The 14,243-nt window shown below is 46.7% G+C and carries 17 protein-coding genes; 6 read left to right on the top strand and 11 right to left on the bottom strand.

Annotated features, from left to right (window positions below; genetic code table 11):
- Positions 1–24: 24 nt before the first annotated feature.
- Positions 25–666 carry an orotate phosphoribosyltransferase gene (gene pyrE / locus J3U76_RS09700; RefSeq protein WP_208005775.1) on the top strand — a complete coding sequence of 214 codons (642 nt, stop codon included), beginning with the start codon at positions 25–27 and terminating at the stop codon, positions 664–666.
- Positions 667–750: 84 nt separating this feature from the next.
- Here pyrE and J3U76_RS09695 read toward each other — a convergent pair whose 3' ends face one another.
- The 6 genes from J3U76_RS09695 to coaBC all read right to left on the bottom strand — a co-directional run bounded on the left by J3U76_RS09695 (position 751) and on the right by coaBC (position 7,031).
- On the bottom strand, positions 751–1,641 hold the full coding sequence (locus J3U76_RS09695) for a chemotaxis protein (protein WP_208005774.1): 891 nt from the start codon (positions 1,639–1,641) through the stop codon (positions 751–753).
- A gap of 113 nt (positions 1,642–1,754) precedes the next feature.
- The gene (locus tag J3U76_RS09690) at positions 1,755–3,755 is read right to left on the bottom strand and encodes an LTA synthase family protein (RefSeq protein ID WP_208005773.1); all 2,001 of its coding nucleotides are present in this window, start codon (positions 3,753–3,755) and stop codon (positions 1,755–1,757) included.
- A gap of 124 nt (positions 3,756–3,879) precedes the next feature.
- Positions 3,880–4,722: a small-conductance mechanosensitive channel MscS gene (gene mscS, locus J3U76_RS09685; RefSeq protein ID WP_208005772.1), complete on the bottom strand. Its 843-nt coding sequence runs from the start codon at positions 4,720–4,722 to the stop codon at positions 3,880–3,882.
- Positions 4,723–4,763: 41 nt separating this feature from the next.
- Positions 4,764–5,363, bottom strand: coding sequence for a nucleoid occlusion factor SlmA (gene slmA / locus J3U76_RS09680; RefSeq protein ID WP_208005771.1), 600 nt, complete (start codon positions 5,361–5,363; stop codon positions 4,764–4,766).
- Between the two features lie 17 nt (positions 5,364–5,380).
- A complete protein-coding gene (gene dut, locus J3U76_RS09675; protein ID WP_208005770.1) occupies positions 5,381–5,836 on the bottom strand; it encodes a dUTP diphosphatase in 456 nt (151 codons plus the stop codon).
- Positions 5,817–7,031 carry a bifunctional phosphopantothenoylcysteine decarboxylase/phosphopantothenate--cysteine ligase CoaBC gene (gene coaBC, locus J3U76_RS09670; RefSeq protein ID WP_208005769.1) on the bottom strand — a complete coding sequence of 405 codons (1,215 nt, stop codon included), beginning with the start codon at positions 7,029–7,031 and terminating at the stop codon, positions 5,817–5,819. Before coaBC ends, dut begins: the two co-directional genes overlap by 20 nt.
- 301 nt (positions 7,032–7,332) lie before the next feature.
- Here coaBC and radC point away from each other — a divergent pair, with 301 nt between their 5' ends.
- The 3 genes from radC to rpmG all read left to right on the top strand — a co-directional run bounded on the left by radC (position 7,333) and on the right by rpmG (position 8,557).
- Positions 7,333–8,007 carry a RadC family protein gene (gene radC, locus J3U76_RS09665; RefSeq protein ID WP_208005768.1) on the top strand — a complete coding sequence of 225 codons (675 nt, stop codon included), beginning with the start codon at positions 7,333–7,335 and terminating at the stop codon, positions 8,005–8,007.
- 134 nt (positions 8,008–8,141) lie between these two features.
- The gene (gene rpmB / locus J3U76_RS09660) at positions 8,142–8,378 is read left to right on the top strand and encodes a 50S ribosomal protein L28 (protein ID WP_208005767.1); all 237 of its coding nucleotides are present in this window, start codon (positions 8,142–8,144) and stop codon (positions 8,376–8,378) included.
- Positions 8,379–8,389: 11 nt separating this feature from the next.
- On the top strand, positions 8,390–8,557 hold the full coding sequence (rpmG, locus tag J3U76_RS09655; RefSeq protein WP_208005766.1) for a 50S ribosomal protein L33: 168 nt from the start codon (positions 8,390–8,392) through the stop codon (positions 8,555–8,557).
- A gap of 277 nt (positions 8,558–8,834) precedes the next feature.
- Here rpmG and J3U76_RS14500 read toward each other — a convergent pair whose 3' ends face one another.
- Positions 8,835–9,134, bottom strand: coding sequence for a rhodanese-like domain-containing protein (locus tag J3U76_RS14500; RefSeq protein WP_243454185.1), 300 nt, complete (start codon positions 9,132–9,134; stop codon positions 8,835–8,837).
- Entirely contained in the window at positions 9,100–9,387 is a 288-nt protein-coding gene (locus J3U76_RS14495) for a hypothetical protein (protein WP_243454184.1), read from the bottom strand. Before J3U76_RS14495 ends, J3U76_RS14500 begins: the two co-directional genes overlap by 35 nt.
- 235 nt (positions 9,388–9,622) lie before the next feature.
- Here J3U76_RS14495 and mutM point away from each other — a divergent pair, with 235 nt between their 5' ends.
- Positions 9,623–10,447 carry a bifunctional DNA-formamidopyrimidine glycosylase/DNA-(apurinic or apyrimidinic site) lyase gene (mutM, locus tag J3U76_RS09645; protein WP_208005765.1) on the top strand — a complete coding sequence of 275 codons (825 nt, stop codon included), beginning with the start codon at positions 9,623–9,625 and terminating at the stop codon, positions 10,445–10,447.
- Positions 10,448–10,817: 370 nt separating this feature from the next.
- On the opposite strand, the gene coaD is transcribed toward mutM, so the two are convergent.
- Positions 10,818–11,303: a pantetheine-phosphate adenylyltransferase gene (coaD, locus tag J3U76_RS09640; RefSeq protein WP_208005764.1), complete on the bottom strand. Its 486-nt coding sequence runs from the start codon at positions 11,301–11,303 to the stop codon at positions 10,818–10,820.
- An 80-nt stretch (positions 11,304–11,383) separates the two neighbouring features.
- Between coaD and J3U76_RS09635 the strand changes: the two genes are divergently transcribed.
- Positions 11,384–12,403, top strand: coding sequence for a glycosyltransferase family 9 protein (locus J3U76_RS09635; protein WP_208005835.1), 1,020 nt, complete (start codon positions 11,384–11,386; stop codon positions 12,401–12,403).
- On the opposite strand, the gene J3U76_RS09630 is transcribed toward J3U76_RS09635, so the two are convergent.
- Both J3U76_RS09630 and J3U76_RS09625 read right to left on the bottom strand, forming a co-directional pair.
- On the bottom strand, positions 12,372–13,151 hold the full coding sequence (locus J3U76_RS09630) for a glycosyltransferase family 2 protein (protein ID WP_208005763.1): 780 nt from the start codon (positions 13,149–13,151) through the stop codon (positions 12,372–12,374). The two genes, J3U76_RS09635 and J3U76_RS09630, sit on opposite strands and share 32 nt — an antisense overlap.
- On the bottom strand, positions 13,148–14,212 hold the full coding sequence (locus tag J3U76_RS09625; RefSeq protein ID WP_208005762.1) for a glycosyltransferase family 9 protein: 1,065 nt from the start codon (positions 14,210–14,212) through the stop codon (positions 13,148–13,150). Before J3U76_RS09625 ends, J3U76_RS09630 begins: the two co-directional genes overlap by 4 nt.
- Positions 14,213–14,243: the final 31 nt, after the last annotated feature.

Genomic DNA, 14,243 nt, shown 5'->3' with positions numbered 1-14,243 from the left:
AATCACATCTTAAGAGAGAACTTGATGAAAGCTTATCAGCGTGAGTTTATTGAATTTGCCATGAGTAAAGACGTGCTTAAATTTGGCGAATTTACCTTAAAATCGGGTCGTACTAGCCCTTACTTCTTTAATGCTGGTTTATTTAACAGTGGCCGTGACTTAGCTCGCTTAGGCCGTTTTTATGCCGCTGCGCTAGTGGATGCCAACACTCAATATGATGTGTTGTTTGGCCCCGCTTACAAGGGTATTCCTATTGCCAGTGCCACTGCCGTACAACTGGCAGAGTTACACGACCAAGATGTGCCGTATTGCTTTAACCGCAAAGAGGCCAAAGATCATGGCGAGGGTGGCAACTTGGTGGGTAGCCCGCTGCAAGGGCGTATTATGTTGGTGGATGATGTGATCACCGCTGGCACCGCGATTCGTGAGTCTATGGATATTATTCAGGCTAACGGTGCCGACCTAGCTGGGGTGTTGATTGCATTGGACCGCCAAGAGAAGGGCAAGGGCGAGTTATCGGCTATTCAAGAAGTCGAGCGCGATTATAACGCCGAGGTTACCGCTATTATTACCTTAGCCGATTTGGTTGAGTATTTAAGCAAGCAAACAGACATGGCCGAGCACTTAGCCAATGTGCAAGCCTACCGTGAGCAATACGGCATTTAAATGTGTCGCTCCTAGTACCTCGCGCCAGCTAACATAAGGCTCTGTTCTTGGCTCGCTGGCGCTGGGCATTATTTTCAGCCATCGCTACTGTTTGCGGCCTGCGGCGGCATCGAGCATGGTGTGCAGTAACTCGTGGGCATCAAACTTGGTTAATGCTCTATCGGCACCTACTTGCTCGGCATAGCTTAGGCTCATTTCGCTACTTAATGATGAGTGCAAGATGATCCAGGGCTGATGCAGGCTTTTGTTATTACGTATTTGAAACGCTAACTCATACCCATCTAACCCAGGCATTTCGATATCGCTAACCAATATATCAACTGGATTACCCTGCTCACTGGCGTTAATCATACGTTCTAACGCATCATTACCGTTGTGAGTCACCTGATAGTCGATATTTTTACTATCTAGCAGCACACTGAGTTGTTTGCGCGCCACCACAGAGTCATCCACCATCAATATGGAAAAGCCTCGCAAGGTCTCTACTTCCATATCGTTTAGCAATACATCTTTGCTGCTTAACGACTCTGGATAGACTTTAGCTAGTAGTAACTCTAAATCTAACAGCTGGATTAGGTCTTCATCTATGGTTACAAGGCCGGTAATAAAGGCATTTCTCCCTAACGCTTTGGGTGGCGGAGAGACATCTTTCCAGTCGGTTTCTACTATGCGCTGCACGTTACGCACCATAAAGCCGATTTCTGTACGATTAACATCGGTAACAATAACAGTGGCGTTTGCCCTTTCTTCGCCCGTTAATGGCGGGTAACCAATAGCGGCTGCCATATCAATAATAGGTACAGCTGCACCACGAAAAGTCGCGGTACCAATCACAGCTCCTTGGCTGCTAGGCAGCTTAGTTAAGTGAGGCAGCGGCATGATCTCACGAATTTTCAGCGTTCCTAGGCCAAATAAACGGTGACCCGCAAGCTGAAATAGCAGCAATTTTTGCAGCTGTTTGGATTGTTTATTCATAGTTCACGCTCTTTTGATAATAAGAATAACTGGTACCGAGTAATGTACACATCACCAGACGTTATTGGGTCATGGTATGCAATGGCCGCTTATTAAGTCTAGCCAAGGTAGCATTATTGCTTTTCACTGGTGTGCTCACCTTTAACTTGTTGATTGATATGCCAGCGTAACAGCTTAGGATAAGCGGCCATTCGTTTATCTTGCTGCGGGCTCACAGCATAAGCTTGTTCGCCATCAAGTTGCAGAGAATCGGTATTAAGCCAAGGGTAAAAGACGGGGGATTCATTTAATACATAAGCCCCCTTTGCGTCTATCCACAATAAGACGTTGTAGCCAAAGTTGCGAGCTGCATCATCAGTAGTAGCCAACATATTACGGCCACCTAAAGCTAAGTAGGGCTGCTGCGAGAGACTGTAATGATACAGAGTTGGCATAATATCTTTGTGTGATCCTACGCGTGTCGGGTCAAAGTGCCAATCACGAGTGTTAAGAATATTATCTGGTACATACAGATAAAAAGGTACGCCCCTGTCTAATACTTGTTCGTTAGGATAAAACGCCTTAACACGGCGCATTTGGTGATCACCCGTTACAGCAATCAGGGTGCGTTTTGCTAAATCTGAATCTTTTATATGACTGATAAAGCCACCTAAGGCATCGGAGGCGTACTGAAAGGTTGTTAAAATATTATGTGGTTTAATCGCCCCTTCTTCAATGTGGCGCTGATAGTGTGGCGTTATGGCAACCGGTTTTGGCGTGTAGGTATTAGGTGTGACATAAGGCGGGTGATTAGTCACACTTAAAATGCTAATAAATAACGGCTGTTCAGACTCGGCCAATAACTTTTCGGCTAAGCGGTAAGCGTATTCATCGGGCAGCCCCCAATCGGTCATATATTGCTCGGCATCGGGGTAATGCTCTAACAGTGCATTTTGGTCATACACAGCATCAACCCCTTGCAGTGGCAGGTAGTTAACCAAGTTGCGCCACATCATATTGCCAGGAGAAATAAAAATATTGCGATACCCCGCTTTTTTATACACATCGAAGGGGGTAGTTAAGTCAACTGTTTGTGCTGATGAGTGGCTAATACTTTGCACTGGGCTATTAAAGAACAGCGCCGCTAATGAGGGGGCTGTGCCATTATCTTGCGATAAAAAACGAGTAAATAAAAAATCCTGCTCAAAATGGGGGCGTAGTCGACCTAGCAAATCGTTGCGCTCAGGCTCATCAAAGGCCAGCATATTACTGCCCAGCCCCTCCATCATGGCTACCACAACATGGGGCGGATACTGGCTAACATAATCATTGCGCGGTGTTTGCCCGTTAAGGGAGTCAAAGTTAAGGGTTGTTAGCAGAGCTTGGCCCTCTGCAGAGCTAACCGGGCTAAATTTTACGTCGTGTATTTTATCTTTGCGCGCCCATGCTAGCGCCATCAGTGCATTGGGTGTTAGCTGATTGAGTACCGATAGCTCAGAAACTTGCGCATTACCTCGGCGCAAAGGAAAGGTGCCTAAACTGCCACGAGCGAAGGCAAAAACAAGGGTCAGGCTAATCAGTACATAGATGATGAAAAAGGGCCAAGAGATGGCGCCTTTAATTGATGCTGTGCGCAATTGATAGTAGGCGAACAGGGTAGGAATAGCAGCGAGCAAAACAGCAAGCAAGCTGGCCGCCAGAATAGGATAATCTTGCCCCATATTGGCCAACACGGCCGATGTATCATCTTCAAATAGGCCAAAGGCGAATACATCAAAATGGCGATGATAGGTCTGATAGTAATAAAAGTTACTAATAGCGCAGCCCGCCACAATCAGGCTCACTAAGGCAATAAACCCTAACGCTAAGTGCCGCCAAAGTTGCCAACTACTGCGCCAAGCCGCCAGCAATAATCCAGATAAAACCAAGGGAGCCAAGGCCATGCCAGCAATGCGTAAGTCATACCTTAGGCCAGTTATCCACATACGGCGTATATCATCGGCTTGGTCTACTAATGCTGATGGGCCAGTAAACTGTTGAAACATCACATAGCGGGCACCTAATAAAATGAGCGTAAGCCAAATAAATTGCGGCCATAGGAGGCGAAATAACAGGCGAATTCTTGATTGGTACATGGTGGGCCTAGATAGATAAAGCGGAAAATCTTTAATATAATTTTTATGGCTTAATATCGCCATATTAAAAGAGTAAAGGGCCTATATAGGCCCTTTTATTTACGCTTATATTAAACGATATTGATTATACCACCTCGTCTTTAATGAGGTGTACATCCATGTTGGGGTAGGGCATGCGAATATTCTGCGCATCCATTTCAGCTTTAATTTGCTCTAGCAAATCAAACTTTAATGCCCAGTAATCACTGGCGTTAACCCAAGGACGCACAATAAACTCAACCGCAGTATTACCTAAGTTACTTACAGCAATATTGCATTCAGGGTCCTTCAATACGCGATCGTCGGCTAATACAACACGATTTAATAACGCTTTAACCTGCCGTAAGTCGGCGTGGTAAGACACACTAATCACTAAGTCTAGGCGGCGTGTTTTTTCTTTTGAGTAGTTAATAATATTATCGTTTAAGATTTTGGAGTTAGGCACCACTATCATACGGTTGTCGGGGGTCATGAGTATGGTGGTAAAAACTTGCACCGACTGTACTGTGCCTGCAGTGCCGCCACCTTCTATATAATCGCCTGCTTTAAAAAAGCGAAAACTGATGAGTAACACACCGGCGGCAAAGTTAGATAAAGAGCCCTGTAGTGCTAAACCTACCGCTAAACCGGCGGCACCCACAATGGCTACAAATGACGCAGTTTGAACGCCTACTCGGCTGAGTGCGGCAATAATCACAAATGCCAATAAGCCATACTTGAGGAGACTCGTCGTAAAGTCAGCAATGGTACTGTCCACTTTACGCTTTTTTAGTAGTGAGTTGACGCCACCCGTTAGCATGCCCACTACTACAAAGCCGATAACGAGCGTTAGTAGCGCTGCTGCAATATTTACTGCGTAGTGAATAATTAACTCTTGGTTATTGCTTAGCCAATCTTGAATTTGGCTGGCTGCCTCAGCTGGTTCCATTGGGTTACCTTTTTATATTAGTGAGGGTTTATTGTTGTTAGTTAAGCCACTGTGCTTACTTGTGGTAGTAGTAGCTGCCACTGCTGATCAAAGTGTAAGGTGGGCTTAATGCGAAACTGGCTGCGCACATATTGGTTAATACGGCCTTCAATATGGGCAAGTAGCAGGTTAGCTAACACTTTCTCATTAGTAGCAAAGCCTTCACCTTCATATAAACGGCGCTCACGTATTACTTGTTTTAGTTGTACATCTAAGCGTTCAAATAACTGATTCATGCGCGCTAATAAGCGTTCGTGCTCGCCTTGTAAACCATCACCGTTTAATAATCGAGTGATACCAGGGTTACGCTCACAAAAGCCTAAAATTAGCTGCATTATGTAGCGTAATCGTAAGGCGCAGTCTTTTTCATCTTGTAAGATCAGGTTAATGCGTGAAAAGAGCGTTTCTTCTATAAAGTCGATTAATCCCTCAAACATCCGTGCCTTACTAGGAAAATGCCGATATAGCGCCGCTTCAGATACGCCTACCTCGGCTGCAAGTTTAGCCGTGGTAATGCGCCGGCCAGAGCTAGTTTCTAGCATGTGCGCCAGTGCTTGTAGGATCTGTTCGCGTCTATTTTTTTTAACTTGGGTGTTAGCCATAAATGCGCATCACTCGATTATTGGCGACCAGAAGAGCCAAAACCGCCTTCTCCTCGTTCGCTTTGGTTAAACTCATTAACAAGCGTAAATTGAGCTTGCACGACAGGTAAAATCACCAATTGTGCAATACGCTCTCCGGGTTCAATAGTGAACGACGTTGAGCCTCTATTCCAGCAGGATACCATTAACTGACCTTGGTAATCAGAGTCAATTAAGCCTACTAAGTTTCCTAATACTATGCCGTGTTTATGACCAAGGCCAGAGCGCGGTAAAATGGTGGCGCACAGGCTAGGATCACTAATATGAATTGCGATTCCGGTCGGTAATAGCTGGGTGTCGCCAGGGGCCAAAGTTAAGGGCGCTTCAAGGCAAACGCGTAAGTCTAATCCTGCTGAGCCAGGCGTGGCATAGGCGGGCACAGGAAAGTCTTTGCCCACGCGAGGATCAAGAATTTTAAGCTCTATTGGTGTCATGGTATTGCTCTGCAATTAAAGTAAGAAGATGGGTGGCAAGGGTCGTTTTTTCTGCTAGCGGCAGCTCAGTGTGTCCATTTGGCCAAAATACACTAAGCGCATTATGGTCACTATTAAAACCTTGATTTTGTGCCGCAACATTATTGGCCGCAATCATATCAAGCTTCTTACGCTTGAGTTTATCTTGAGCATAGTGCGCAACACCTTGCGTTTCAGCGGCAAAGCCCACGGTAAAGGGCTTATTAGTGCCAGCCGCCACGTCCGCCACAATATCAGGGTTTTTGGTCAGCTCTATGACCAGAGCGTCTTGTGATGTCTTTTTAATCTTATGCTCAGCTATCTGCTTAGGGCTGTAATCTGCCACAGCAGCGCAAGCGATAAAAATTTGTTGATGTTTAATATCTTGCATGACTGCGGCATGCATTTGGGTCGCGCTTTCTACATTAATACGCGTGACCCCATTAGGGGTAGCTAACGCCACTGGGCCACTGACTAATGTTACTTCTGCGCCCATCTGTTGGGCGGCAGCGGCTAAGGCGTAACCCATTTTTCCTGAACTGTGATTAGAAATAAAGCGCACCGGATCGAGTGCTTCTCGGGTCGGGCCTGCTGTTAGCATCAGCTTAACGCCGGCTAGTAATTGTGAAGGTGCGGTAAAATGTTGCTCGACTAAGGCGAGCAGCTCCATGGGCTCTAGCATGCGGCCTGGTCCAACATCACCACAGGCTTGGGCACCTAATGCTGGGCCCCACACCAAAGTATCACGCTGCAATAGTGTAGCAAGGTTATGTTGCGTAGCTAAATGACGATACATCTGCTGGTTCATGGCAGGCGCTACGGCAAGAGGCGCTGGCGTGGCCAAACACAAGGTTGTGAGTAAGTCATCGGCAAGACCCGCACTGAGTTTAGCGATCGTATTGGCACTGGCGGGGGCAATTAAGATGAGATCGGCCCATTTAGCCAGTTCAATATGGCCCATGCCGGCTTCGGCAGCAGGGTCAAGCAAGGTGTCGGAGACCGGCTCACCAGATACCGCCTGCAAGGTCAGTGGAGTAATAAAAGCCTTGGCAGACTCCGTCATCACCACGCGCACTTCGGCGTGGCGTTCTTTAAGGCGGCGTATTAGCTCGGCTATTTTATAGGCCGCAATGCCGCCACTAATACCGATTAAAATGCGTTTGTTTATTAAAGACATCACTGTGTTCCAACCGCTAACAAGCTGCCAAGATTATCATAAAAAAATGAATTTTGCGGTGATTAGCCAGCTTTCGACTAGGCTTAAACGTAACGGGGCTTGGTTTGCGATAAGCGACAGACACCCCAAAACCTAATCGCTGTTTTACCTCTGAGTACAGAGCAGACTCTGATAAGGGGCGAACAATAAAATGAATACACATTTTTATTAGTACAGCATTTTAACTTTCCGTGTGAGTCTGTGTATTCAGTGGCAAAGACGTTGTTAATTTCTAGCAGTAAATAACCACACGGAGGTGGTGATGAGTATTAAAGATTGGCCTTTGGGTGAGCGGCCCCGAGAAAAACTACTGAAACGTGGCTCTCATAGTTTATCGGACGCTGAGTTGCTGGCGATTTTTTTGCGTACTGGGTCTAAAGGTATGGATGCCGTAACCTTAGCACGAACTCTGCTTAATCAATTTGGTTCTTTGCGCCAATTATTAATGGCGGATCAACAAAGCTTTTGCCAAGGACCGGGGCTTGGGCTAGCAAAATATGTGCAGCTTCAGGCAAGCCAAGAGTTAATGCGTCGCTTTTTAGATGAAAAGCTTATTCGTGAAAATGCACTAACCAGCCCCGAGCTCACACGAGCGTTTTTGCAGTCGCGGTTACGTGATCAACCCCGAGAGGTATTTGCGCTATTGCTACTAGACAATCAGCACAGAGTTATTGAATATTGTGAGTTATTTTTTGGTACAGTAGACGCGGCAGCAGTATATCCGCGCGAAATTGTCTCTTTAGTACTGAAACGGGGTGCTGCGGCGGTCATTTTGGTGCATAATCATCCATCCGGCGTCGCCGAGCCCAGTCGGGCCGACCGCATGATTACCGAACGCATTCAATCAGCTCTAGGGTTGTTAGATATACGCGTGCTAGATCATTTAGTGGTGGGTGATGGTGAAACCGTTTCTTTTGCCGAGCGTGGCTGGCTTTAAATGGCCGCGATTTTGGTATTTTTATTGATCTTTAGCTCGGTATGCTGTATAAATTGCCGCCTTATTTTGCCCCGATAGACGGCCAACGGGGTAATTAATTGCTCGAGCAAAAGTAAGTATTGGAGAAGACTGACATGTCTAAAGTATGCCAAGTAACTGGTAAGCGACCAGCTGTTGGTAACAACCGCTCTCACGCCAGAAACGCTACCAAGCGTCGTTTTTTACCTAACCTGCAAACTCACCGTTTTTGGGTTGAAGGTGAGAAACGTTTTGTAAAATTGCGCGTTACCACTAAAGGTATGCGTACTATCGACAAAAATGGTATCGAATCTGTGTTAGCAGATATTCGTGCCCGTGGCGAAAAGGTTTAAGGAGTTAACCAATGGCTAAAGGTATTCGCGAGAAGATCCGCCTGAACTCAAGCGCTGGTACTGGTCACTTCTACACCACGACCAAAAACAAGCGCAACATGCCTGAAAAAATGGAGATCAAAAAGTTTGATCCCGTTGCACGTCAGCATGTGATGTATAAAGAAGGCAAAATCAAATAAGATTTTGCTCTCTTACAAAAAAACCCGGCTTAAGCCGGGTTTTTTTATGCCTAGCCCCTTTGGGGAGCTGTCAGCCTTAAGCGGTCAGCGGTAAGTGAACCATATAAAGACAGCTGTACGTTATACGCTGACCGCTTTACGTAAAAACCAAAACAGACTAATTCTATTTTGTATTTTGTAGGGTCGAATTCATTCGACCGGTTTTAGGTCAGGAGCCACTGTTTTTGTGCGAATAAATTCGCCCCTACGACAAAGCCAGAGCTTCGAGCTTCCAGCTTTATTTTTCGTTACGATAAATTTTGTCTGAGTTAGCTTTGCTTTGCCAAGGCAGATTAGCGTTTTGCCAACCGTTTTTAACACGAAAACCTTTGTGTTCTCCCTCTTTTACACTGCCACCCTGAAAGCCGTTAACCACATAACGAGCATTTTTAAAGCCATTTTCTCGTAAGAACTCGGCACTGGGTAAACCGCGCTCACTGCCAGAACGACACATAGTGATAATAGTGGCATCTTTATCTAGCCCTTTAGCAGCCAGCGCCTGCTCAACTTCTTTTACAAAGTTTGGGTTGCATCTCAAAGCGCTGCTGATCGTCACGCCAGTTATTTCTGTTGACCATCAAATAAGGAATGTTCTGGTCTACCTGATCGGTAAAGCCAATAAACATAATCTCGACTGGATCGCGCACATCAATAAACAGCATGTCGTTGCCTTGTTGCTGTGTTAGCGCATAGGTTGCTTGAGGAGTAATTTCAATTTCGCTAGCCAATGCATAAGTACTGGTGCCCAACAAAGCGGCAGAAATGAGTACAGAAGACAGTAGTTTTTTCATGGTTTACCTCTTAAAAATTAAATACGCGAGTGCTTGTACACCACCGGCTAGCATGGCGGTACCCAGTGCAAGAGATGCGAGTTTTTTCTTGGTCATTATGGCTATCCTTAATAAATGATGAATTCATTGATTAGCACAGTCTAATGTTTGTGGCTCGCCAAGTAGTTATTGCACAGGGAGATGCCGTACAGCTTACAGACAGGGTATACTGCGCGGCATTAATAGGAGAATAGGCATGCCAGAGTTACCCGAAGTAGAAGTCAGTCGCCAAGGTATTAGTCCCTTTATGGTTGGCGAAACCGTAATGCGCGTGGTGGTGCGTAATGCCAGCCTGCGTTGGCCGGTGCCCAGCGAGATCCAAGACATGGTGGGCTTAACCATTACCGGTATTCGCCGGCGCGCAAAATACTTGCTGCTAGAAACCGACTGGGGCACGGCTATCTTACATCTTGGCATGTCGGGTAACTTAAAAGTGTTGCCGCACGGTACTGTGGCCGGCAAACACGATCATGTAGATATTGAACTAAGCAATGGCAAGCTGCTGCGTTTGAACGATCCACGTCGTTTTGGCTGCCTACTCTGGACCCGTGAACCTGCAGAGCAACATAAGCTACTCGCCAAGCTCGGACCCGAGCCATTAACGGATGCCTTTAGTGGTGATTCTCTCTATGAGCGTAGCCGTAAGCGTAAAATCGCCGTTAAGCAGTTTATTATGGATAACCATGTGGTGGTGGGTGTGGGTAATATTTATGCCAATGAAGCATTATTTAGTGCTGGCATTCACCCGCAACAGCCGGCGAATGACATAGATAACGCCCGTTATGCCGCATTGGCTAGTGAGATCAAAACAGTATTGGCGCGAGCTATTACTCAAGGCGGTACTACCTTAAAAGACTTTACCGGCAGCGATGGTAAACCTGGCTACTTTGTACAAGAGCTGCAAGTTTACGGCAAAGCCGGACTGCCTTGCTCCGCCTGCGGTGGTTTGCTGCAAGAAGTGCGCATGGGTGGGCGCAGCACCGTATTTTGCCCACTATGCCAGCCTAAACGCAGCGCCTAGCTAACGCCAACACAAATGGGTCATTGCGAGGAGTGTAACGACGCGGCAATCCATGAGACTTAAAAGGTACTTGAATGTAAAAGGGAGTAGGGGCTGGTGAACAGGGATTTGTAACTTCCAATCCCCAATCCCTACTTTTTCGCGGATTTAGCGGGTTTCGTTGCGAGAAGATTAATGTTGAGTTTTTAGCTGTTAATTCAACATTCAAAATTAAGCATTCAACACTGCCCTTCACGGGTTCCGTTGCAAAAAATGGTTTTTGGGGTTTGCTGTTTTAGCTCGGCGCTATGTTTTGACCTTACCCATAAAGTCCCTTTCAGATCTGATCCCTATTTTTCCGTGGGTTCTGTGGATTCCGTGGCGAAATTTTTTAGTCTTTAACCAACTTCAAAGTAATCGCACTCGCGACCGCCTCAGGTACAAACTGGCTGATATCGCCACCGTGGCGTACCACGTCTTTAATAAGACTAGAAGACACAAAAGAATATGCAGGGGATGGCGTTAAAAACACCGTTTCTAAATCTGGCATTAAGTGGCGATTCATATTTGATAGCTGAAATTCATACTCAAAGTCAGACACGGTGCGCAAGCCACGAATTAACACATTTGCCTGCTGTTGCTTGGCAAAGTCGACTAACAAGCCAGAAAACCCCATCACGTGCACGTTAGCTAAATTACAGGTGGTTTGCTTAATTAGCGCTTCACGCTCATCCAAGTTAAACATAGGTTGCTTACTGGAGCTGGTGGCCACAGCGACTATCACCTCGTCGAATAATTGGGCAGCTCGGGTTATTAAATCTAAATGGCCATGGGTAATGGGATCGAAAGTGCCGGGATAAATAACCCTAGTGCTCATAATTGCTTCCTTATTAACAAACGACAATCAAATTTTAAGATAGAATAGCACCGCATAATAGCCTGTGGGAGAGCGAAGTGATAAAACGAGTCTTGGTAGTGCGAAACGATAAAATTGGTGACTTTATGCTGGCATGGCCGGCTTTTGCCATGCTTAAAGCCACTACCCAGTGCCACATTACTGCACTAGTGCCCGGCTATACTCAGCCTTTGGCCGAGTTGTGCCCCTCTATCGATGAGGTGATTATCGACCCCGGTAAAGAAGCGGACTCTAGTGCCCAGCAAGATTTATTAATTAAGCTTAAATCAGGATCTTTCGACGCAGCTGTCTGTTTATTTTCTAATTTTCGCAACGCCAAGCTTATGTGGCAGGCGGGTATTAAACAGCGCTGGGCACCCGCAACTAAGCTGGCACAATTGCTTTATAACCATAAAGTGAAGCAGCGTCGTTCGCAATCCGCTAAACCAGAATATGAATATAACCTAGATTTGTTGCGGGCTTTTTTAGCACATAATCACTTTACTCCTGTCGAGCCGAGCACCCCTTATTTGAGCTTTGATGATGCTGAGCTAGCGGCGTTTAAGCAACAGCAATCGCGCCTTTTAGGAATAAAAGCGGCGGCACCTTGGCTATTAATACATGCGGGCAGTGGCGGCTCGGCTAATAATCTATCGATTGAACAATATGCCGATTTAACGAGCCAGTTGCGCCAAGCCCAGCCCCTGCTTGAAGTAGTGCTGACCGCAGGGCCTGGTGAACAGGGATTGGCGCAACAGCTGGTGGATACGCTAGGCGAGGGCGCCGTGATGGCTCAGGACTTAGCATTGCCCGATTTTTGCCGGTTATTAGCCTGTGGCAGTGTCTTTGTGGCCGGTAGTACCGGACCTTTGCATATTGCCGCGGCGCTAGATGTACCCACAGTGGGCTTTTTCCCGCTGCGCCGTTCGGCCACGCCACTGCGCTGGCGACCACTTAACAGCGAAGGCCGCCACTTAGCCTTTCACCCACCGGCTAACGCCGAAGTAGAAAACATGAGCCAAGTAGACATGACAGCAGTGGCGAGCGCGGTTATTCCTTGGGCCCAAGCGTACTGGCCTTAATCCACAAGTCGGCATATTTCACAAAGGTGGAATGTGCCGATAATACGCTCAGTAAAAAGCCTTGTTTACCATCTAAGAACCCTGCCTTTAAGATATACATCTTCGTAAAGCAGCCCAGCGCGTGCAACATACCTTTACTTATGGACGATGTCTTTCCTTTTTGCTGGCGCTGCTCAGCCCAGGCAGCGGCATAGCCTGCTGATTTAACTAAGTAATGTTCTAAATCGCGATAGGTATAATGCAACAAGTCGCCTTTGAGTTTTTTCGTTTTAATGCCCTTTTTAGTAATGACTTTTTCATGCACTAAGGCGTCGTTATAGCCGGTGAGCGCTTTAGGGTATAAGCGTAATACTCGGTCTGGATACCAACCACAATGGCGAATAAAGCGACCAAATACCCAAGATAAACGAGGAATGGAATACACCGCATTAGTGGTTGGCTTGGCAAGTACGGCTTCAATACTGGTTTTCAGCTCAGGCGTCACTCGCTCGTCGGCATCCACCCATAAAATCCAATCTGACTGTACATGTGCTTGGGCAATTTGGCGCTGCTTGCCAAAGCCTGGCCATTCACTATTAACAAAAAAACGTGCCCCTGCGGCTTCTGCCACCGCTTGAGTGGCATCGGTACTGCCAGAATCTAGCACTACAATTTCATCTACCCAATCTAGGGTTGCTAAGCAATCCGCTAAGTTATCTGCTTCATTTTTAACAATTAATACTGCGGCTAGGGTGGGGCGAGTACTCATGAATTGGGATCCTGCAATAAGTTAAAATCGGTGATCATACGGTCAAACTGCACTGTTACTTGGTCAAGTGTTATGCGTTGCATGGCATTGGCATCTTTTACTCGGGTGCGCCAAGGTAATTGCTTAGCGGTTTTACCTGTTTCGGCTAACAAAGCTTCATCGTACACGTTTACGGCATAATCGCGGCAATAATAGGGACCAGTACGCGCAGGGTTGTGGTGGGCATATAACCCCAGCACAGGCGTACCCATTAAAGTTGCCATGTGGGTGGGGCCTGTGTCGGGAGCAACCACTAATCGCGCCTTATCAATTAACGCCAATAGCTGCGGCAAGCTGGTTTTGCCCACTAAGTTTTCTGTGATATGAGGCGTTAATGCTGCTATATCCGCCGCCAACTTTTTCTCTTGTTCGGCTGGGCTGCCAATCAGCATCACCTGCATGCCCTTACTGTTTGCATAATCAGCCAAGGCGGCATAGCCCTCGGCAGTCCAGTTTTTATAGGCTTTACTGGCAGCAGGACAGATTAACAACAGCGGTTGGATGTGCGTATAACTGCTGGCCCATTGGCGTGCTGCGTCTGGCACTGTTAGTGACCATTCTGGCTTGGCTTGGGTTAAGCCTAGCGCTTGGCCAAATGCCATAAAGCCGTCGGCGACATGCTCAGCCGTAGCACTCACTTTATAATTGGTAAATAACCACTGGCCGTCTTTTGCCCGTTGACGATCAAAGCCTAATTTGTGTTTAGCGCGAATGCCAAGGCTTGCTATGCTGGCCCTGAGTGCTGCTTGCATGTGCAGCAAGACATCGAACTTCCGCCCTTTAAGTTGACGCCAAAGCGTACGGTAAGCGCTCATACCGGCAGATTTATCAAATACGATAATTTCTACGTTCGGCACTAACTCCAGCAACTTGGCCTCAATTTTACCGGTTATCCAAGTAATTTTCGTCTCGGGCCATTGGCGCTGTATAGCCTGTACCAACGCAATGGCATGACAACAGTCGCCAATGGCGGATAAGCGCAATAAACACAAGCTAGCAGGGGGCGAACTAAGCAATGCCATATTAAATCTCCAAGATCTGAGAGCAGCATTA

The organism is Oceanisphaera pacifica (genome assembly GCF_017498065.1).
Lineage (GTDB): Bacteria > Pseudomonadota > Gammaproteobacteria > Enterobacterales > Aeromonadaceae > Oceanimonas > Oceanimonas pacifica.
This window is presented reverse-complemented; position numbering and strand designations above follow the sequence as displayed.